Annotated in this window: 16 protein-coding genes; 7 read left to right on the forward strand and 9 right to left on the reverse strand. The window is 74.0% G+C overall.

Annotated elements, in window-relative coordinates; genetic code table 11:
- Nucleotides 1–85: 85 nt before the first annotated feature.
- The 4 genes from IF55_RS17110 to IF55_RS17120 all read left to right on the forward strand — a co-directional run bounded on the left by IF55_RS17110 (nt 86) and on the right by IF55_RS17120 (nt 3,982).
- Nucleotides 86–754: a TetR/AcrR family transcriptional regulator gene (locus tag IF55_RS17110; RefSeq protein ID WP_048832081.1), complete on the forward strand. Its 669-nt coding sequence runs from the start codon at nt 86–88 to the stop codon at nt 752–754.
- Nucleotides 755–967: 213 nt separating this feature from the next.
- Nucleotides 968–1,603 carry a hypothetical protein gene (locus tag IF55_RS40665; RefSeq protein WP_245661230.1) on the forward strand — a complete coding sequence of 212 codons (636 nt, stop codon included), beginning with the start codon at nt 968–970 and terminating at the stop codon, nt 1,601–1,603.
- On the forward strand, nt 1,600–3,411 hold the full coding sequence (locus tag IF55_RS17115) for a hypothetical protein (RefSeq protein WP_245661231.1): 1,812 nt from the start codon (nt 1,600–1,602) through the stop codon (nt 3,409–3,411). Before IF55_RS40665 ends, IF55_RS17115 begins: the two co-directional genes overlap by 4 nt.
- Nucleotides 3,412–3,544: 133 nt before the next feature.
- A complete protein-coding gene (locus tag IF55_RS17120) occupies nt 3,545–3,982 on the forward strand; it encodes a hypothetical protein (protein WP_048832082.1) in 438 nt (145 codons plus the stop codon).
- A gap of 20 nt (nt 3,983–4,002) precedes the next feature.
- Here the strand turns inward: IF55_RS17120 and IF55_RS17125 are convergent, their stop codons facing one another.
- The 4 genes from IF55_RS17125 to IF55_RS17135 form a co-directional block, all read right to left on the reverse strand.
- A complete protein-coding gene (locus IF55_RS17125) occupies nt 4,003–4,818 on the reverse strand; it encodes a hypothetical protein (RefSeq protein ID WP_030877090.1) in 816 nt (271 codons plus the stop codon).
- Nucleotides 4,799–5,383, reverse strand: coding sequence for an RNA polymerase sigma factor (locus IF55_RS17130; protein WP_030877088.1), 585 nt, complete (start codon nt 5,381–5,383; stop codon nt 4,799–4,801). Before IF55_RS17130 ends, IF55_RS17125 begins: the two co-directional genes overlap by 20 nt.
- Complete coding sequence (locus tag IF55_RS38620) at nt 5,380–5,565, reverse strand: hypothetical protein (RefSeq protein ID WP_106980412.1); 186 nt, start codon at nt 5,563–5,565, stop codon at nt 5,380–5,382. The genes IF55_RS17130 and IF55_RS38620 overlap by 4 nt, the downstream gene beginning before the upstream one ends.
- A 212-nt stretch (nt 5,566–5,777) precedes the next feature.
- On the reverse strand, nt 5,778–7,004 hold the full coding sequence (locus IF55_RS17135) for a PucR family transcriptional regulator (protein WP_157854276.1): 1,227 nt from the start codon (nt 7,002–7,004) through the stop codon (nt 5,778–5,780).
- A gap of 248 nt (nt 7,005–7,252) precedes the next feature.
- On the opposite strand from IF55_RS17135, the gene IF55_RS17140 reads away from it, so the two are divergent.
- Both IF55_RS17140 and IF55_RS17145 read left to right on the forward strand, forming a co-directional pair.
- On the forward strand, nt 7,253–8,620 hold the full coding sequence (locus tag IF55_RS17140) for an NAD(P)/FAD-dependent oxidoreductase (RefSeq protein ID WP_030877083.1): 1,368 nt from the start codon (nt 7,253–7,255) through the stop codon (nt 8,618–8,620).
- A gap of 48 nt (nt 8,621–8,668) precedes the next feature.
- Nucleotides 8,669–10,702 carry a S9 family peptidase gene (locus tag IF55_RS17145; protein ID WP_245661232.1) on the forward strand — a complete coding sequence of 678 codons (2,034 nt, stop codon included), beginning with the start codon at nt 8,669–8,671 and terminating at the stop codon, nt 10,700–10,702.
- Nucleotides 10,703–10,722: 20 nt separating this feature from the next.
- Here IF55_RS17145 and IF55_RS39425 read toward each other — a convergent pair whose 3' ends face one another.
- The 4 genes from IF55_RS39425 to IF55_RS17160 all read right to left on the reverse strand — a co-directional run bounded on the left by IF55_RS39425 (nt 10,723) and on the right by IF55_RS17160 (nt 14,518).
- A complete protein-coding gene (locus IF55_RS39425; RefSeq protein WP_157854275.1) occupies nt 10,723–10,866 on the reverse strand; it encodes a hypothetical protein in 144 nt (47 codons plus the stop codon).
- 49 nt (nt 10,867–10,915) lie between these two features.
- The gene (locus IF55_RS17150) at nt 10,916–11,578 is read right to left on the reverse strand and encodes an SGNH/GDSL hydrolase family protein (protein WP_030877079.1); all 663 of its coding nucleotides are present in this window, start codon (nt 11,576–11,578) and stop codon (nt 10,916–10,918) included.
- A 136-nt stretch (nt 11,579–11,714) separates the two neighbouring features.
- Nucleotides 11,715–13,253, reverse strand: a complete 1,539-nt coding sequence (locus IF55_RS17155) for an FAD-dependent oxidoreductase (protein ID WP_030877076.1) — start codon at nt 13,251–13,253, stop codon at nt 11,715–11,717.
- A gap of 128 nt (nt 13,254–13,381) precedes the next feature.
- Nucleotides 13,382–14,518: an FAD-dependent oxidoreductase gene (locus tag IF55_RS17160; protein ID WP_030877073.1), complete on the reverse strand. Its 1,137-nt coding sequence runs from the start codon at nt 14,516–14,518 to the stop codon at nt 13,382–13,384.
- Nucleotides 14,519–14,802: 284 nt separating this feature from the next.
- Here IF55_RS17160 and IF55_RS17165 point away from each other — a divergent pair, with 284 nt between their 5' ends.
- Nucleotides 14,803–18,117 carry an AfsR/SARP family transcriptional regulator gene (locus IF55_RS17165; RefSeq protein WP_030877071.1) on the forward strand — a complete coding sequence of 1,105 codons (3,315 nt, stop codon included), beginning with the start codon at nt 14,803–14,805 and terminating at the stop codon, nt 18,115–18,117.
- Nucleotides 18,118–18,232: 115 nt separating this feature from the next.
- Here IF55_RS17165 and argG read toward each other — a convergent pair whose 3' ends face one another.
- Entirely contained in the window at nt 18,233–19,681 is a 1,449-nt protein-coding gene (gene argG / locus IF55_RS17170) for an argininosuccinate synthase (protein ID WP_030877069.1), read from the reverse strand.
- Between the last annotated feature and the right edge of the window lie 101 nt (nt 19,682–19,782).

Raw genomic sequence — 19,782 nt, forward strand, 5'->3', positions numbered from 1 at the left:
ACGTGGCCGTACGCGCGTAAGGGCGCGGCCCCGTCGGGCCGGGGGCAACTGCACTGCACGGTGTAGGCTTCCCGCGGAGGTGGCGATGAGCGCTGCGGGTACGGAGAAGGCCGCGACCCCGGAGAAGACGGTGCGCGAAGGGTCGGCGGAGAAGCGGAAGGCCATCATCGGCGCCGCCCGCGACCTCTTCGTACGCCAGGGGGTGGACCGCGTCAGCATGGACGCCATCGCGGCCCGGGCCGGCGTGTCGAAGCGCACCGTGTACGACTACTTCGGCGACAAGCGGAGCCTCTTCGTCGCCATCCTCGCCGACGTCTCCCAGTCGCTCTCGGCCACCGCGCGCCGCGCGCTCGACCAGCACCTCCCGCGGGACGCGGACATCACGACGGTGCCGCGGCTGGAGCAGGCCCTCACCGCCCTCGCCATCGAACTCGGCACCACGATCGTCGGCTCGGCCGACTACGCCGCCGGATTCGCCCTCGTCGCGCAGGAACGCCTGCGAACGCCGCTGACCGAGGACGACATCGCGACGGCGGCGGTCGAGGAGGCGTTCACGGAGCGCGTCGCCCACTTCGCGGACGCCGGGCTCCTGGACACGGACGATCCGCGGATGACCGCCACCCAGTTCTTCGCGCTGACCGTCCTGCTCGCCTACGAGCGTCAGCCGGTCCCCGCCAACGCCGACCCGCTGCGCATCCGCCAGATCATGATCGACGGGGTGCACACCTTCATCCGCGCGTTCGCCCCGCGCTGAGCCGCGCGCCCCGCCCTCTTCGCCGATCTCGCCGATCTCGCCGAACCGTCGATCTCGCCGGACCGTCAACCTCGCCGGTCCGCTCGGGGCGCATTTCCCCCGTACGGATTACAGCCCCTGTGGATTCGCGGCCGTTGCAGCCGTAACCGCCATAGAGTGCCGCCGCTGCCGCCAGTACGGCGGGACGGGCGGGTACGGGGGAGCTGGATGGTGGTGTCGTTCCAACAGCGGGTGCCAAGCGTGCCGGCGGTCCTGCGCGGCCGCCTCCTGCTGCTCGCCCTGCTGACCGTGACCGGCAGCCCCTGGGTGCAGCGCCCGCGCCTCCACTACTACGTCGAGTACGCCGGACAGCACCCCCACGACGGCGCCTGGACCAAGTTCCTGCTGCTGGCGGCGGGCGGCCCGGCCTGGGAGTCTTCTCCCCGCTTCTACGGCGGCGTCGGCTATATGTTCACGAACGGCCTCTGGACCCTGCTGCTGTTCGCGGGGGTCGCCACCCTCCCGTCGCGGCTCCCGGCCCGTATGCCGGGATGGGCCCGCCGCGTCGCCGGAGCCATCCTGGCCGCGGAGCTCGCGAACCTGCTCTGGTGGGCCGCGCCCATGCTCTTCCTGCCGCCCACCGACACGGACATCTGGTACGCCGGCCGGCTCCTGGCCGGCGTCACGGGCTCGGGCCTCGTCTTCGGCCTGCTGGCCGGAGGGCTGCTCGCGCTGCTGTCCGCCGGCTCTGCCGGTCCTGCTGGTCCTGCTGGTCCTGCCGGGTCGGGCGAGCGGGCCCGCGTCACCTCCACCGACATCGACACCGCGAGGTCTTCATGGATCGCGAGAAGGAAGGGAAGTCCGACATGAAGACGGTGCAAGCCGCCATGCCGGTCGGCAGCACACCAGGCGACGTCACTCGCTACCTGTGCGCCGCGGCCTACCTCGATGAGGACTTCGCCCAGCGAGTGGTGGAGGAGGTCCTGGCCGACGAGGCCAGCGCCGTCGCCCCCTCGCCCGACGTCGACCTGGAGGCGGTGGTACGCCACTGCCTCGCGGCCCAGGAGTACTACCGCGGCCGCGATCTGCGCCTGACGGCGGCCTTCGCCCTCGTCGGACTCGTCGCGCCGCTGTGGCTGGCCCTCGCCGTCATGTTCCTCCGCATCACCCGCGGCATGGGTACGCAGCCGAGCCTGGCCACCCGGGGCCTGCGCCAGCCCGACAGCAGGGCCGGGGTGCGCGCGGCCACCGCGGCCGGGGTCGTGGTGCTCCTCGCCCTCTACTTCGGCGTCGTCGTCGCGGCGCTGCCCGTGACCGGCTTCCCGTGCTGGCTGCTCGGCGCCTACCTGGCCGGAGTGCCGGCCGCCCTCGCCTGCCTCGCCGCGGTGACCTTCGCGTACATGACGGTCGTGGGCCACGACCTCGCCGTCGACCGGCTGCTGCGCACCACCATGACCCGCGAGGCGTACGCCCAGCGGCCGCACCCCGCCCCGAGCCACCACGCGCCGCCCCACGCGCAGTGGATCGACGAGCGGATCGCGGCCATCGCCGACGCCCGGGACGGGAACGTCACCCTCTACAGCGGATACAACCCCTGGATCGGCTACGCGGCGACGAGCTCCAAGTGGCCGCTCACCGTGCCGCTCCTCCCCGCCGAGGGCCACCCGGGGATGCGGACCCGCCCCGCCGAACCACGGCCGTTCACCGCCGCCGAACTCGTCGGCCACGTACGGGAACGGCTCCAAGCGGTCGCCGCCCACGGCACGTCCGACGGGCCGACGGAGGCGGCGGCCGGGGCGTCGGCCGAGGCGACGGCCGGGGCGATGACCAACGGGTCGGCCCACGCGGCGCCCGTACCCGACGAGCCCTCGCTCCTCAGCACCCTCGTCATCGAGGACCGCGTCTTCGCCAACGGCACGACCGTCGCCGACGACGAGCGGTTCATCACGGGCGCGCTCGCCCCCGTCGCCCGGCTGTCCGCCGAGGAGACCGAGCAGATCCTGCTCCGCCCGACCGGCACGGTCCGCCACTATCTGGCGGTCCACGTGCCGTTGTGGGGCGGTGACGTGGTGCCGAGCGTGTTCCTGCACTTCTCCACCGCGGGCCAGACGCTCCATCTGCGCATCGACAACCACGTGCTCGGCCCGGTCCACGCCGCCTACCACGCCGTGGACCGGATGCGCGGCCCGCTCACCGACGACGCGCGGCGGGGGCTGTGGATGAACGCCCTGCGGCACACGGGCCGGGCGCTCGTCGCCGCGCCGTCCCGCTCCGCCCGGCGCGCGGGGTTCGAGACCCGCCACAACCGGCGGATGGCGGACGAACTCCTGGCCATGGAGCAGGACCCGGGCTATGACTTCGGCGCCCGGGTGAGCATCCGGGAGATGGCGCTCAGCCCCAATTACCACAACTACTTCCAGGTCGTGGACGCCGAGCGGGTCCTGGCCCTCGTGCAGCGCCACACGCTCGCCGCCATCCGCGAGTTCCTCGACGCGCACGGCTACGACACCGCCGACTTCCGCGCCCAGCAGCAGACCATCCTCAACCAGGGCGTCATCCAGCAGGGCGGGATGAGCATCGTCGGCAACCAGGCGATCGGCGAGGGCGCTACGGCCGCGCAGGGCGTTCCGCAGCAGCCGGGCCCGGCCGCGATGGCGGCCGGCGGCCCCGCCGCGTAGCCCCGCGCCCCCCAATCCAATCCGCCGTGCAGAAGCGCGGAAGCGCCGAAGCGCGGAAACGCGGAAACGCGGAAGCGCGGAAGCGCGGAAGCGCGGAAGCGCGGAAGCGCCGAAACGTAGAAGGGACCGCGTCATGGCCGACACACCGCACGCATCCGATGCACCCGATACATCCGGCACGTCGAACGCCGACCGAGGGCAGAGCCCCTCGGTCAACAACGGCCTCATCATCAGCGGCGGCACCCACACCGTGGGCAACCAGGCCGTCGGCCACCGCGCCCAGGCGATCGCCGGCTCGGTCTCCCTCCACCCCCAGGACGCCGAGCGTACGGCCGAACTCCTCGCGCGCGTAGAGGACTTGATGACGGTGCACCGCGCGGAACTCGCCGACCCGGAGGCCGTCACCAGAGAACTGCGCCGCCTGCGCGACGAACTCGCCGATCCGGAGCCGGAACCCACCGTGCTGCGGCGCGCCCTGAACCGGCTCAACGACTTCGCGCAGCCGGTGACCCCGCTCGTCGCCGCGGTCGGACAGCTCGCCCAGTCGATGCAGGGCCTGTCCGGCCACTGACGGGCGGGCGGCGCGGCGGTTCAGGTGGTGGTCAACTCCTCGATCCGTTCGGCGAAGCCGGGGGTGGGCAGGGGGAGGTCGACTTCGTCGACGTACTCGACGGCGTTGGTGACGTAGCAGACGACGGCCTCGGTGGCCGTGGGGGCCGGCCGGCCGTCCATGACGATCTCCAGGTCGATTCCCCAGGTGACGACGGTGTCGTACGCGTCGGCGACACCGCGCCGTCGGTACCCCGTCCGGTCGGCACCGGCGCCGGCGTCGGCACGGGCGCCGGCTCCGGCCTCCGTGCCGGTGCGGGCGTCCGGGTCGACCTGTGCGTGCCACCAGGCGGCCTCGTGCACCTCGGCCAGGGTCATGTGGTGCAGGAAGAGGCAGTACGAGGCGGAGGTGTCGCCCGCGCCGGCCGCGTACTGCCACCAGAAGCGGGCGCTGTCCTCCCGTCCGGCCAACTGCAGGACACACGCCAGCACTCGGGCGCCGGCCGGTTCCGGGAGCCGGGCCGCGCCGATGAACATCGTCATCTGGTGCAGCGCGTCGGGCTGGCCGACCACCAGCCGGCACAGCCGCCGCAGATCCTCCGCGGCCTCCCGCATCTGCCGCTCCTCGGCCTGCTCCCGGTCGCTGCCGCGCGGCGGCCGGCCGAACGCCTCCTCCAGCCGGGCCGCGGGCTGCACGGCGTCGTCGAAGGAGAGCGCCCCGCGCAGCAGCCGGTCGGCGAGGCGCGCGGCCACCCGGGCCTCGCCGGCCGCGACCTCCCGCGCCGTGTACGGAGCGGACCGCAGCCGCGCGCCGGCCAGCTTCTCGGCCAGCGCCCGGTCACCCTTCGAGGCGGGCATCGTCGTCTCCTTCCTCCAGCAGCCCCAGCTCCTGACGGAGCCTGCGCCGCGCGTACCGGGCGGTGGAGCGGACCCCGGCCTCGGTGATCCCGAGGGTGCGGGCGGTCTCCGCCGTGCTGTAGTCCAGGCTGTAGCGCAGTACCACGACGTCGCGCTGGCGTTCGGGCAGGGCGCGGATGGCCTGGTAGAGCGCCAGGGAGTCTTCGAGCGCGCCGATCGGGTCGATGGCCGTGTGCAGGGTGTGGGTCTCGAACGCGGCGAAGTCGACGAGGACGGGGCGCCGGCCGCGGGCCCGCGCGAAGTCGATGGTGCGGTGCTTGACCACCTTCCACGCGTACGCCTCGGCCACCGGCTGCCTGAGCACCAGCGGCCACTGGACGCAGAGCTGCTCGAAGGCGTGGTCGACGGCTTCCTCGGCGTCGTGCCGGGAGCCGAGGTATAACTCCGCCCAGCGGACGTAGGCGCCGCGGTAGAGCTGGTGGAAGGCCTGGAAGTCGGCGGGCAGGCCGGGAATCGCGACCACGCCGGGGTGTCGGCCGAGGCTGCCCTCGGGCTCGCCGCTCACCACGGCCTCCTGCCGCCGCGGCCACGGCCACCGCGGTCGCGGGCGTCGGCGCGCGCCAGCTCGCTCGCCCCCGCCCGTACCGAGACAGCGGCGAGCCGTCGCAGCAGAATCCGTATATCAGCGCCGACCACGCGCACCGCGACCAGGGCCAATGCCCAGTCGCGCACGAGATGAACATTCACGGACTTATGAGTCCCCTCCAGTTGTCACCGGCAGTGCCTCCCCGTTCAGCACCGAAGGGCTTTCGAGCCCTCTGGAACCCATAGCGTTCACGGGCCCCGCGCCGTGCATCCGGCGACAGCAAAATCTTACGGAGCGCTACTCGCCGGTTACCCGCGTGATCATCTGGTGGGGGGAGTGGGCAGGGAGGCGTTCGGGTCTCGGCGGCCCCTCGTCACACGGGGCGGTCCAGTTCGGCGATCTTGAGGGTGAGGTGGGCGGTGAGGCGGTCCTCGCCGCGGGAGAGGGACAGGCCCGTCAGCTCCTCCACGCGGTGCAGCCGGTTGTAGAGGGTCGAGCGGTGGATGTGCAGGCGGGCGGCGGTGCGGCGGGCGTCGCCGGCCTCGTCCAGGTAGGCGCGGAGGGTGTCCGCGAGTTCGGCCGGGCCGGAGCGCGACCGCAGGAGGTCGCGTACCCCCGGATGCATGCTCTCGGCCCGTTCGGCGGGGGAGAGCTTCGCCAGCAGCGCGTACGTGCCCAGGCGCGCGTACGCGGTGACCGGCGCGCCGCTGCCCGTGGACCGCGCCACCTCCGCCGCCCGCCGCGCCTCCGCGTAGGACGCGGCGGCGTCCGCGAGCCGGTGCCGGACCCGGCCGACACCGGTCCGGCAGGCGGACGGCGGATCGGCGGGCAGCTCGGCGCGCAGCCGCTCGTGGAGCGCGGCCGCCAGTTCCTCCGCGCCGCGTTCGGCCTCGTCGTCGCTCGTGTCGGGGCGGACGCTGAACAGCAGCGCGTGGTCCGGGCGGATCAGGGAGAGGGCGCGCCCCGGCGCGAGCCGGCGGCGGGCGTGGTCGACGGCGAGGTCCAGGGCGAGCCGCTGGTCCTCCCGCAGCGGCTCGCCGTGGTCGCCCACGACGGCGACCACGGCGATGACGCGGCCGTCCGCCGTGGCGAGGTCTTCCTCCACGAGCATCCGGGCCGCCTCGTCCCGGAGCACCGGGTCCGGGGCGACGAGGTCGCGCACGAGTTCCCGTTCGCGGCTCCGCGAGACCTCGTGGCGCAGCCGTTCCCCGTGCAGGATGAGCGCGGCCTGCCCGGCTGCTTCCCGCAGGGCGTCGGCCTCGCGGGGCCCCGCCGGACCCTCGTTGGCGGTCAGCCAGACGTAGCCGAGCAGCGTCCCGTCGTACCGGATCGGCATGCCGAAGCGCTCCACGGCCATGCCGAACTCCGGCCGCGCGGTGACGGTGAACAGGCCGGTGGCGTCGGCGGCGCCCTGCGCGGCCACATGCGCGGCCAGCTCCGCCGGCACGCTCCGGTTCATGATGGACCCGACGCGCGCCGCGTCGGCCTCGCCGCGATGCGCGCTGTGCGCCAGGAGGCGGAGCCGCCGGTCGTCGACCGCCACCGACCGCTCCAGCCGTGCGCCGAGGGCGTCGACCATCCGCTGCAGTTCCGTTGCCACGGCCACATCATGCTAGGCGGCGCTCCTGTGCGGGGGCCGGGGTACGGGTCGGGCGCGGCCCGGCCGCGGGTCGCGCGTCGCGCCGGGCCGTGGAGCGCGACAACCGGCGCGCCTCGGCGGCGGAACGCGCGACACACGTAGCGGGATGGCGTCCGGGCGCCCCGCGTACGGTGCGGGGCGTGGGGGAGGAGCGGCGCTCCCGTACGCACCCCCGCTGTCCGACCCGGCGACCAGCAAGGAGCCCAGCGATGTCGACAACCGCGGAGGCCGTCGTCGTCGGAGCCGGCGTGATCGGCGCCTCGACCGCCCTCGAACTGGCCCGGAGCGGGCTGCGCGTCACCGTCGTCGACCGGTTCGGCGGCGCCGGCAACGGGTCCACCAGCGCCTCCAGCGCGGTGGTCCGCTTCACCTACCCCACGGTCGAGGGAGTGACCGCCGCGTGGGAGTCCCGGCACTGCTGGGAGGCGTGGCGCGACCACCTCGGGGCGCCGGCCGGCGAGCCGCTGGCCTCGTACATCCGCTGCGGAGTCGCCCTCCTCGACGTGGACTTCGCCCCGCGCGCCCTGTTCACCCGGCACTTCGACGCGGTCGGCGTCCCGTACGAGGAGTGGGACGCCGACGAGCTGGCGGCGCGGCTGCCGGCCGTGGACACGGGCCGGTACTGGCCGCCCCGGCCCGTCGACGACGACGCGTTCTTCGCCGACGCGTCCGGCCGGCTCGGCGCGCTCCACACGCCGGACGGCGGGTTCGTCGGCGACCCGCAACTGGCCGCCGCCAACCTCGCCGCCGCCGCCCGGCGGCACGGCGCCGCCTTCCTCTGGAACACCCGCGTGACCGAGGTGGTGCGGAAGGGCGGGCGCGTGCGCGGCGTCCGGCTCCACGACGGTACGGAGCTGTCGGCGCCCGTCGTCGTCAACGCGGCCGGCCCCTGGTCCGGGCGGCTGAACCAACTGGCCGGCGTGGGCGCGGACTTCACGGTCGGTCTGCGGCCGCTGCGCCAAGAGGTCCACCATGTGGCCGCGCCGCCCGGCTACCACGGCGGGGGCCGCCGGGACGGGGCCGAGGCCGAAGCGGGTGCGGAGGGGCGGGGCGGCGCCGGTTCGGAGACGCGGGTCGGGCCGGTCATCGCCGACATGGACCTCGGCACCTACCTACGGCCCGAAGGGCGCGACTTCCTGCTCGTCGGCGGCACGGAACCCGAATGCGACCCGCTGGAATGGCTCGACGACCCCGACGACGCCCGGCCCGCCCCCACCGCCTCGCGGTTCCGCGCCCAGGTGACGCGCGCCGCCCGGCGCCTGCCCGGCCTGCGGGTCCCCGGCCGGCCGCGCGGCGTGGCGGGGGTGTACGACGTCAGCGACGACTGGGCCCCCATCTACGACCGAACCGGCCTCGACGGCTTCTACGTGGCCATCGGGACCAGCGGCAACCAGTTCAAGAACGCCCCGCTGGTCGGCCGCCTCATGGCCACCCTGGTGCACGGCGTCGAGGGCGGGCACGACCACGACAGCCACCCGCTCACGCACACCTGCGAGCACACCGGGCGGGACATCGGCCTCGGCGCGTTCTCCCGCAGGCGACGGCTGTCCGAGACGACGGGGACGGTGCTCGGCTGACGCCCCGTACGCCCCCCATCGACCCCGCAGTTCACGAAGGAGACAGCGATGGAGACAGCGATGGAGAAGGACCTCCGGCAGACGGCTTCCTACGCGGCCGTCGAGGACCATCTGCGGAAACTGCACGAACCGGCGTTCGGCAGGCCGCACGCGCTGCGCGAGCCCCAGGTCACCGCCGACGGCCGGCGGGCCGTCGTGACCGGGGCCGTGTTCGACCGGCTCGACGGCACGCCCCGCACCGCCCTCTACACCTGCCGGGACGGCCGCTTCGAGCCCCTTTCCGCGGGGCCGGCCTCGGCTCAGGGGGCCGTCTTCTCCCCGGACGGGGACACGCTCGCCTTTCTCTCCGACCGCGGTTCGCCCCGGCGGTTCCAGCTCCATTTGATGCGGGCCGACCGGTTCGGCGAGGCCGTCGCCGCGCCCGCCGTGCCCGGGAGCGTCGAGTACGCGCACTGGTCGCCGGACGGGCGGCGAATCCTGCTCGGCGTGGCCGACCTCGGGGCCGATCTGGCCGGCGGCCAGGGCTCCGCGACCGTATCCGCCGCGACCGGATCGGCCGGGAGCGAATCGGCCGCGAGCGGACTGGCCGCGACCGGCCCCGCGGCCTGGCAGCCGCTCGTGGAGACGGGCGAGGAGCAGGGCCGGCGTGGCCTGTGGCTGTATACCCCCGACACCGGAGACCTCCGCCGGCTGTCGCCCGAGGGGCTGAACTGCTGGGAGGCGGGCTGGTGCGGCGACGGGCGGGTGACCGCCGTGACCTCGCCCGGCGCGGACGAGGACTCCTGGTACGGGGCCGGGCTCACCCTCCTCGACGCCGCCGACGGAAGCTGTCGCGAACTGTTCCGCGCCGAGGCGCAGCTCGGCGTGGCGAAGGGATCGCCGGACGGCGGCACGGCCGCGGTCGTACGGGCCGTATGCAGCGACCGCTGGCTCGTCGCCGGCGACCTGGTGCTCATCGACACGGCCACGGGGGCCACTCGGACCGTGGACACCGAGGGGACGGACGTCACGGGCCTGCAGTGGCTCGGACCGGAGCGGCTGGGCTACCTGGGCCAGCGCGGCCTCGACTCCGTCGCCGGGATCGTGGACGTCGCCACCGGACACGTACGGGAGGTCTTCTCCACCGCGCTCGCCTGCGGCGGAGCCACGTTCTTCCCCGCCGGGAGCTTCACCGCGGACGGCCGGGTCCTCACGGTGCAGGAGTCGTACGAGCTGCCCCAGCGGCTGGTCCTGACCGACGGCCGCACCGACGACGTCCTCGCCTCCGTCGCCCACCCCGGCACCGACTACCTGCGGTCCATAGGCGGCACGGCGCGCCGCGTCGTCTGGGCTGCGCCGGACGGGCTGGAGATAGAGGGCGTCCTGTGCACGCCGGAGGGCGACGGGCCGTTCCCGCTCGTCGTCAACATCCACGGCGGCCCCGTCTGGGCCTTCCGCGAGACCTGGTCCATGAACTACCCCTGGGTGCCCCTCCTCGTCTCGCGCGGCTACGCCGTGCTCAACCCCAACCCGCGCGGCAGCGCGGGCCGGGGGCAGGACTTCGCCGGCCGGGTCGTCGGCGACATGGGCGGCGCGGACAGCGCGGACCTGCTCTCCGGCATCGACCACCTCGTGGCGAGCGGGTTCGTCGACCCCGCCAGGGTGGGGCTCATCGGGGGCAGTTACGGCGGCTTCATGTCCGCGTGGCTGGTCACCCAGGACCCCCGCTTCGCGGCGGCCGTCCCCATCTCGCCCGTGACCGACTGGTACAGCCAGTCGCTGACCAGCAACATCGGCGAATGGGGCAACTCCTTCCTCAAGGCCGACCTCACCCAGCCGGATTCGACCGCCTTCTCCCGAAGCCCCGTCTTCCACGCCCACCGCGCGCGGACGCCCTGCCTCGTCGTGGCCGGCGCGAAGGACCGCTGCACGCCTCCCGGCCAGGCCCGCGAGTTCCACCAGGCGCTACGGGCGCGCGGCGTCGAGTCGACGCTGGTGATCTATCCGGAGGAGGGGCACGGCGTACGCGCCTTCCCGGCGGTGACGGACTTCCTGACCCGCGCCGTGGACTGGTTCGAACGGCACATGCCCGCCCGCGCTTGACGCCGTTTCCCGCCCCTCTGTCAGCGGAGATCGCGGACGAGGTCGCCGATGATGGAGTCCACCCTGTCGGAGTCGAACGTCTCCGAGCCGATGAGCAGGGTCACCTTCGACAGGAGTGATGCGGGCGGGGAGGGGTGGGTTCCGCGGGGCGCTGAACCTGGCACCGCCCCACGGACCACGCGGCGGTGCCGCCCGGCGCCGCCGCGAACTGCGTTACGCGACCAGGCGCAGCCAGGCGGCGGCGAGGGCGGCGTGGCCGGCGGTGGTGGGGTGGACGCCGTCGGGGGCCCAGGGCTCGGGACCGGTGGGGGCGGCGAGCTCGGCGAAGAGGCCGTCGGCGGCCAGGAGGTGGGCCCCGTACTCGCGGGCGAGGTCCCGTACGGCCTGGATCTTGGGATCGAGGTCCGCGCGCCACTCCTTCTGGACCTCGATGCCGACCTGCGCGTCGACGACTTTCAGGACGCGGGGGATCGGCAGGAGGAACGGTTCGATGAGGATCAGGTCGGCCCCGGACTCGGCGAGGGGGGCCAGCAGACGGGCATAACCCGCCGCGTACTCCTCCGCGGAGATCACATAGCCGTCGGGGGCGTAGGTGTGCCAGCCGACGTCGTTGATGCCGACGAGGATCGACACCACGTCCGGGCGCGCGTCGAGCACGTCCTTCTGCCACCGCGCTTCGAGATCCATCACCTTGTCGCCCGCGACCCCGGAGTTCAGCCAGGCCACCGGCCGGTCCGGGTGGCGCAGGCCCCACTGGCCCGCGATGTGGAGCGGATAGCCGAATCCGAGGCCGTCCTCGCTGTCCAGCCGTTGGCAGTCGGTGATCGAATCGCCGGTGAACATCACGGTGCTGCCCGGGCGGATGGTGATCGTCATCTGGGTGGTTCCTTCTCTCGGCTGCGGAGTTCAGTCGCGGGGTTCAGCCGCGGAGTTCAGAGTCGCGGATGTTCAGTGGTGGACGGCGGATAGGGAATTTCACTCGTGGCCATGTGCCGTGGAAAAGGGGGCCGATTCAGTTGTCCGGGGCACCGAGCCAGCGGCCGGCGGCCCGCTCGAAATCCTCATGGCCGGGGTCGTGTTCTCCCACCCAGGCGACCGCGCCGTCAGGCCGGACGAACACGGCGGCCACCCCGAGCTCGTTCCTCGCCGACCCGGCTACGTACCGCAGCCGGCTCTTCCAGCCCATCGCTGAATCGTGCAGGGCGTGTCCGGCGCTGAAATCCAGGACGACGGCCCGCCCGTCCCGCATCAGATCACCGACGCGGGTGCCGTCCTCCAGACGGAGGTCCGGGACGTCGCGGCCGACCAACGGGTGGTCGCCGCCGAGGTCGTAGCGATGGGAGTACCCCGAAATCCGCTGGTACGCGTAGGTCGTGCCGTCGCGAGTCCGGAGCAGGTCGCGCAGCACGCCCTGGATCGCCTGGCCGTGCGGGTCCGGCCGCATGGACACGGCCTGGGCGCGCGTCCAGTCGAGCACCTCCGCGCCGACCGGAAGGCGCTCGCGGGCATACGTGTCGAGCAGTCCGTCCGGCGCGTCCCCTCGTACGGTCGCGGCCAGTTTCCACCCCAGGTTCATCGCGTCGCCGAGGCCGAGATTGAGCCCCTGCCCGCCGAGCGGTGAGTGAATGTGCGCGGCGTCGCCCGCGAGTAGTACGCGGCCCCGCCGGTAATCCGTCGCCTGCATCGCGCGATCGGTGAAAGTGGAGGCGAGCTGGATATCGCTCAGCGTCACATCGGTGCCGGATATCCGGCGCAGAACGGCCTGGAGGTGTTCGCGCGTCGGCTGCCGCGAGCGATCGAAAGCGCCGCCGTCGCAGTCCAGCATGGCGACATATCCCTCCGTGAACGCCCGTATGTACATGCCCGTCGGCGTCAGGTGGAAGCCGGGGCGCAGTTGCCCGGGGTCGGCGATGGTGGCGAGCATGACATAGCCGGTGAACTGTGGTTCGGTGCCCGTGAACGCGAAGCCCGCGAGCCCGCGCACCGTGCTGCGTCCGCCGTCGCAGCCGACGAGCCACCGCGCCGCGTAGTCCCTCTCACCGGCCCGTACGGTCACGCCCTCGTCGTCCTGGGAGATGGCCGAGACCGGGGCGCCGCGCCTGATCCGTACGCCGAGCCGGGCCGCCCGCTCGGACAGCACCGCCTCGACTGCTTCGAGCCGCGTCATCATGCCCTGCGCCGCCGGGCCGGGCAGCCGGAAGGGGAGCGCCGCGTCGTCGATGGCGGCCGGGTCGAGCATCATGCCGGCGAAGTGACCGGCGAAGCGGCGGGCGGTGCGCGGGGGAGGCGGCGGGTCGAGGTCTGTGCCGCGGCCGTCGCCGGGAGCCTCGTCGACGCCCGACGCCGTCCGCAGCGGGCGCAAGAGCCCGCGGCGGTGGAACGCTTCCATCGACGCGGCGGTCAGGCCCCGATTCCCGAGCGGATCCGCTTTCCACGGGGAGCGGGGCTCCGCGTCCCGTTCGAGCACCAGAACGGAGCAGCCCGCGAGGCCGAGTTCGCAGGCCAGGAAGAGACCGACCGGGCCGGCGCCCACGATCGTTACGTCATGCAAGAGAAAATCCTCTCTGAAGAGTCACGACAGCGTGTGAATAGGTGCGTGCGGTGTGTGCGTGCGATGCGTGTGGTGCGTGATATCGGGGAGCGAATGCGCGGGTGCGCCCCGGCGCGGCAATGTGCGGCTCATCGGGTCCGCTCGTCCTGGGTGAAGAAATCGATCGCGTCCTGCGGCGTGGCGTCGCTCATCGCCGCCGCTTCGGCCGCCGCCGCGGCGCTACGGGCGAACATCACCCGCTCGTATTCGGCGAGCGCCGTCTCGGCGTCGTCGGGGTGCGCGGCGAGGGACTGGGCGAGTTCGGCGGCGTCCAGCATGGCGAAGTTGGCGCCCTCGCCGTCCTGCGCCGCCAAATGGGCCGCGTCCCCGAGCAGGGTGACCCCTGGGACGCGGTCCCAACGGTGCTCGCCCGGCAGCGCGTTGTGGGGGCGGAGAACCGGCGCGGTATCGCTTTCGGTGATCAGCGCGGTGAGTTCCGGCGCCCAGCCGTCGAATTCGGCCGCTATGCGCGCGGTCGCCGCCCCGGCGCCGGCGAGATCGATGTCGTCGAAATCGATGTCGGCGAACCATTCCAGCGGCTTCGACAGGACGATATAGACGTGCAGCGTTCCGCCTGCTTCCCGGTGTGCGTGGATTTCCTGCCCGCCGGGGTCGAGCGCGAGCATCGTCCCGTCGCCCACCGCTTTCGCGAGGGCGGGATGACGGGTGTCGGCGTCGTAGAGATACGTCTCCACGAAGGACATTCCGATGTATACGGGTTCGGCGGCGGAGAGCAGCGGCCGGACCCGTGACCACGCGCCGTCCGCTCCGACGAGCAGGCTCGTGGTGACGGTGGAGCCGTCGGCGAAGACCACCTCGTGCCGGCCGTCGCCGAGGGCGCGGGCCTCGTCGACCTTGTGGCCCCACTGGACCGTACCGGCCGGGAGCGATGCGAGGAGAATCCGCCGCAGCTCGCCGCGCTGCACCTCGGGGCGGCCGCCCGTACCGTCGTCCGCCTTGTCGAGCAGAACCTTTCCGCTGCGGTCGAGGATGCGCATCGCCTGGCGTCCTTCCAGGATGATGTCGCGGAACTCCTCCGTCAAGTGCGCTGCTCGCAGGGCGAGTTGGCCGTTGTAGTCGTGGATGTCGAGCATTCCGCCCTGCGTACGGGCCGACGCGGACGCCTCCGCCTCGTAGACGGTGGCCGGGATGCCGTGGACGTGCAGGACGCGGGCCAGTGTGAGGCCGCCGAGTCCGGCGCCGATGATCGTCACGGGGCTGGTCATGGTGATGGTGCTCCTCTGCGGAGGCGAGTGCGGTTTCGAGGTCACCGGTGTGCTCCGGCCGGTCCTCTTCGGGATGTCGTACGGCTCGGAGACTGGCGCTGGGCGCTCACACGGGGCACACACGGCGCTGACAGCGGCACGCCGTGCGCCGCCGGCCGCTCACATCAGGCTCCAGCGGGCTCACGTCAAGCTGACAGCGGCTCGCACGCCGCCTGTACGGACCCCGTACGGGCGGGCCGCCGACCAAATTTGGGGCTCGCCGCCCCGCGCGCGAAGATCGAGGGATGGACGGGGACACGCGGCTTCGCGTCACACTGCTCGGGGCCTGCCAGGCATCCCGCGGGGCTGCCGCCCTGCCCGTCCGGGGCGCGCGGCTGCGAGGGCTGCTCGTACGGCTGGCGCTCGCCGGCGGGCGTACGGTCGAGCCGGGCGTCCTCGTCGACGCGATCTGGCCCGAGGGCCCGCCGGCCGGACCCGCCCACGCCCTTCAGGCCCTCGTCTCCCGGCTGCGCCGGGCCCTCGGCGCGGCCGACGCGGTCACGCGGGCCGCGGGCGGCTACCGGTTGGACGTGGCGGCGGCCGACGTGGACGCCCTGCGGTTCGAACAGCTCGCCGCCGGCGGCCGCGAACGCCTGCGCGCCGGCGACGCCCACGCCGCGGCGGCCGTGCTCGGCGAGGCCGTGGCCCTGTGGGGCGACCGTTGCGGAGCCGAGCCCGCGGCCGTCGCGGCCGTGGCGCCCACCGCCGCGACCCGGCTGGCCCACGCCTCGGCCGAGGCCGCCGCCGACCTCGCCGACGCCGAACTGTCCCTCGGCCGCGCCGACGCGGCCGCCGCCCGGCTGACCGCCCTGCTCGCCGAGCACCCCGTCCACGAGCGCGCCGCCGCGCTCCTCATGGACGCCCTCGCCGCCCAGGGCCGCCAGGCCGACGCCCTCGCCCTGTACGAACGGTTCCGCGAAACCCTCACCGACACCCTCGGCGCCGACCCCGGCACCGCCCTCCGCCAACGCCACCTGAGCCTGCTGCGCGGCGGACAGCCGACCCCGGCCCCCAAAGGCGGACGCCCCGCCCCGGCCGCCGACGCCTCCCGGACCACGACGAGCGACGCCCCGACGCCGCACGTCCCCCGGGGCAACCTCCCCGCCCCCCTGACCCGCCTCATCGGCCGCGATGACGATCTCGCGCGGATCGACGCGCTGCTCGCGGCCGGGCGGCTCGTGACGGTCCTCGGGCCCGGCGGCGCCGGGAAGACCCGCCTCGCGGTCGAGGCGGCGCGCGGCCGTCGGCGTGCGTACCGGGACGGGGCCTGGATGATCGACCTCGCCTCGGTCGCGGAGCCCGCGAAGGTCGGGGCGGCCGTGCTGGCGGGGGTCGGGCTGCGCGGGGGCGGGATGTTCGACGGGCGGGCGCGCGGGGAGGGGGACGAGCTGGATGTGCTCGCGGACCGGCTCGGCGGCAGGGAGAGCCTGCTGCTCGTCGACAACTGCGAGCATCTGATCGACGCCGTGGCGCACCTGGTCGCGGCGCTGCTCGCGCGCTGCCCAGGGCTGAGCGTCCTCGCCACCAGCCGCGAACCGCTCGCCGTCGACGGCGAGGTGCTCGTACCGCTCGGCCCGCTCGCGCTGCCCGGCCCGGACGACGGCGTCGAGCGAGCACGACAGGCGGCGGCCGTGCGGCTGTTCACCGAGCGGGCCGCGGCCGTACGCCCCGGCTTCATGGTCGACGAGGCGACGCTGCCCGAGGTGCGGCGGGTGGTCCGCGGGCTGGACGGGCTGCCGCTGGCCCTGGAACTGGCCGCGGCCCGGCTGCGGACCCTGTCGCTGCCCGAACTGGCCGACGGGCTCTCCGACCGGTTCCGGCTGCTCACCACCGGCAGCCGCACCGCGCTGCCCCGGCACCGTACGCTGCGCGCCGTCATCGCCTGGAGCTGGGACCTGCTCGGCGCGTACGAGCGTACGGTCGCCGAACGCGTCTCGGTGCTGCCCGGCGGCGTCACCGCCGCCTCGGCCGCCGCGCTCTGCGCCGGTACCGGCGTGCCGCCCGCCGACGTCCCCGAACTGCTCGCCGGACTCGTCGACCGGTCGCTGCTGCACCTCGCCCCCGAGCCCGGCCGCTACCGCATGCTGGAGACCCTGCGCGAGTACGGCGCCGACCGGCTGGCCGCGACGGGCCGCCTCGCGGCCGTACGGGACCTGGCCGGCGACTACTTCGCCGCGCTGGTGGCCCGGCACGAGCCGCGGCTGCGCGGGCCCGGCCAGCCGGCCGCCATGCGTGCCGTGAGAGCCGAGTACGACAACACGCTCGCCGCCCTGCGCCGGCGGTGCGACACCGGCGATGCCACGGGCGCCCTCGCCCTCGCCCTGGACCTGTGCTGGTACTGGCAGATGTTCGACCTGCACTCCGACGCGGCCTACTGGCTGGGCGAGGCGCTGGCGGTGCCCGGCGGGGAGCCGTCGCGCGCCCGCGACTGCGCCCGCGCCATGCGTCTGCTCAACCGGCTCGCGCCCCGCCGGGAGACGAGCGCCGCGGAGGCCGCCGCCGACCGGGCCGAGATCGACGGGCTGGCCGGCCGGCTGCTCGCGGACCCGGAGCTGCCCGGCCCGTACGGCGCGCTCATCGCGCTGCCGTTCGCGTTCCTGCGGGCGGAGCGGACCGTGCCCGCGTTCATCGAGCGCCTGGTCGACGGCGACGACGTATGGCTGTCCGGGCTGGCCCATATGTCCCGGGCCCGGTTCGCCGAGAACGCCGGCGACCTCGACCGGACCCGGACCGACGTGGAGGCGGCCCTGACCCGCTTCCGGCAGGCCGGCGACCACTGGGGCCGCGCCAACGTGCTGCCGATGCGCGCCCAGCTACGGCAGTACGACGGCGACCTCGACGGCGCGCTCGCCGATCTGCGTGAGACCCGGTCGCTGGAGGGCGAGTTCGGCTCGCTCAGCCTCAGCGACCAGGTCTTCGGCCACTTGCGCTGGATCGACCTGTACCTGCGGCGCGGCGACACCGACCTCGCGGCCGCGACGCTCGGCGCGGCCCGCGAGCAGGCGCCGCGCGCGAACGTGCCGGAGATGCTGACCCTGGTCGACGCCTGGGAGGCCCAGTTCCGCGTGGGCCTCGGCGACCTGGACCGCGCGCGCGAACTGCTCGACCGCGCCGAACGCGGCCTGCCCGGCGACGCCCTGTTCCCCGGCGGCCACGCGCGAGCCCTGCTCGGCAGGGTGCGGGCCGCGCTCCGCCTGGAACTCGGCGACCTGGCCGGCGCGGAGGAGGCGCTGACCCAGGCGTACGCGGCGGCGCTGGCGACCGGGGACATGCCGATCCTGTCGATGGCGGCGGTGATCGGGGCCGCGCTCGCGACCGCGTACGGGCGCCACGGCGAGGCCGCCGTCCTGCTCGGCGCCGCGTCCCGGCTGCGCGGCGCGTACGACCGTACGGACCGTCAGATCCGCGACCTCAGCCGCCGGGGGCGGGCCGCGCTGGGGGAGGCGGCCTTCGACGCGGCGTACGAGCGGGGGTGGCGGCTGGACCGCGAGGCGGCGGTGGCGGCGGCCGACCCGGCCCGGCTGACGCGCGCGCCGAGGACGGACCGACCGGAGCGGTAACCGTCGCCGACTGGCGAGGGCGGCGGGTACGGGACGGGAGCGCGCGTCGGGACGGTCGTAGGGGGGCCGACTGCCGACGAGTCGTCAGGGCGGCATCGACCCCCGTACCAGGACCTCAGTCCATACCGAATTCCATCGCCGCCCGGTCGAGCAGCTTCTCGTCGCCGGAGCCCTCGCCGCGGGCGGCGATGGCCTCGGCGCCGCCCTGCGGCATGGCGCCGATCAGCCCGGTCGAGGCCGCCTGGGCGGCGCCGACGAGCGCGGCCTGGCCGGTGCCGACCATGCCGAGGCCCGAGTACTGCTCCAGCCGGGCGCGCGAGTCGGCGATGTCGAGGTTGCGCATGGTGAGCTGGCCGATCCGGTCCACCGGGCCGAACGCCGCGTCCTCGGTGCGCTCCATGGACAGCTTGTCGGGGTGGTAGCTGAAGGCCGGGCCGGTCGTGTCGAGGATCGAGTAGTCCTCGCCGCGCCGCAGCCGCAGCGTGACCTCGCCGGTGACGGCCGTGCCGACCCAGCGCTGGATCGACTCGCGCACCATCAGGGCCTGCGGGTCCAGCCAGCGGCCCTCGTACATGAGGCGGCCGAGGCGCCGGCCCTCGTTGTGGTACTGGGCGAGGGTGTCCTCGTTGTGGATCGCGTTGACGAGGCGCTCGTACGCGGCGTGCAGCAGCGCCATGCCGGGGGCCTCGTAGATGCCGCGGCTCTTGGCCTCGATGATCCGGTTCTCGATCTGGTCCGACATGCCCATGCCGTGCCGGCCGCCGACGGCGTTGGCCTCCATCACCAGGTCGACGGCGGAGGCGAACTCCTTGCCGTTGATCGTCACGGGGCGGCCCTGCTCGAAGCCGATCGTCACGTCCTCGGCGGCGATCTCGACCGACGGGTCCCAGAACTTCACGCCCATGATCGGGTCGACGGTCTCGACGCCGGTGTCCAGGTGCTCCAGGGTCTTGGCCTCGTGCGTGGCGCCCCAGATGTTGGCGTCGGTCGAGTACGCCTTCTCGGTGCTGTCCCGGTAGGGCAGGTCGTGGGCGAGCAGCCACTCCGACATTTCCTTGCGGCCGCCGAGCTCGGTCACGAAGTCCGCGTCGAGCCAGGGCTTGTAGATCCGCAGTTGCGGGTTGGCGAGCAGGCCGTAGCGGTAGAACCGCTCGATGTCGTTGCCCTTGAAGGTCGAGCCGTCGCCCCAGATCTGGACGTCGTCCTCCAGCATCGCCCGGACCAGGAGGGTGCCGGTGACGGCGCGGCCCAGCGGCGTCGTGTTGAAGTAGGCGCGGCCGCCCGAGCGGATGTGGAAGGCGCCGCAGGCGAGGGCGGCGAGGCCCTCCTCGACCAGCGCGGCGCGGCAGTCGACCAGGCGCGCGATCTCGGCGCCGTACGTCTTGGCGCGGCCGGGCACCGAGGCGATGTCGGGCTCGTCGTACTGGCCGATGTCGGCGGTGTAGGTGCACGGGACGGCACCCTTGTCGCGCATCCAGGCGACGGCGACCGACGTGTCGAGGCCGCCGGAGAAGGCGATGCCGACGCGCTCGCCAGTGGGCAGTGAGGTGAGAACCTTGGACATAGGAAGAGTATGCCTCACCATGCATGATCATGCAAAGCCTTGATCTGACCCGCCCTGATCTCCCGGCCGCGGGGCCCGGCGCCGCCCCATAGGGTCCGCCC

Source organism: Streptomyces varsoviensis, from assembly GCF_000718635.1.
GTDB classification, from domain to species: domain Bacteria; phylum Actinomycetota; class Actinomycetes; order Streptomycetales; family Streptomycetaceae; genus Streptomyces; species Streptomyces varsoviensis.

Excerpts from the sequence above, each read along its gene's own strand:
- IF55_RS17110 (WP_048832081.1), top strand. The coding sequence starts at position 86 with ATGAGCGCTGCGGGTACGGAGAAGGCCGCGACCCCGGAGAAGACGGTG.
- IF55_RS17115 (WP_245661231.1), top strand. The coding sequence starts at position 1,600 with ATGAAGACGGTGCAAGCCGCCATGCCGGTCGGCAGCACACCAGGCGAC.
- IF55_RS17120 (WP_048832082.1), top strand. The coding sequence starts at position 3,545 with ATGGCCGACACACCGCACGCATCCGATGCACCCGATACATCCGGCACG.
- IF55_RS17125 (WP_030877090.1), bottom strand. The coding sequence starts at position 4,818 with ATGCCCGCCTCGAAGGGTGACCGGGCGCTGGCCGAGAAGCTGGCCGGC.
- IF55_RS17140 (WP_030877083.1), top strand. The coding sequence starts at position 7,253 with ATGTCGACAACCGCGGAGGCCGTCGTCGTCGGAGCCGGCGTGATCGGC.
- IF55_RS17145 (WP_245661232.1), top strand. The coding sequence starts at position 8,669 with ATGGAGACAGCGATGGAGAAGGACCTCCGGCAGACGGCTTCCTACGCG.
- IF55_RS17150 (WP_030877079.1), bottom strand. The coding sequence starts at position 11,578 with ATGACGATCACCATCCGCCCGGGCAGCACCGTGATGTTCACCGGCGAT.
- IF55_RS17160 (WP_030877073.1), bottom strand. The coding sequence starts at position 14,518 with ATGACCAGCCCCGTGACGATCATCGGCGCCGGACTCGGCGGCCTCACA.
- IF55_RS17165 (WP_030877071.1), top strand. The coding sequence starts at position 14,803 with ATGGACGGGGACACGCGGCTTCGCGTCACACTGCTCGGGGCCTGCCAG.
- argG (WP_030877069.1), bottom strand. The coding sequence starts at position 19,681 with ATGTCCAAGGTTCTCACCTCACTGCCCACTGGCGAGCGCGTCGGCATC.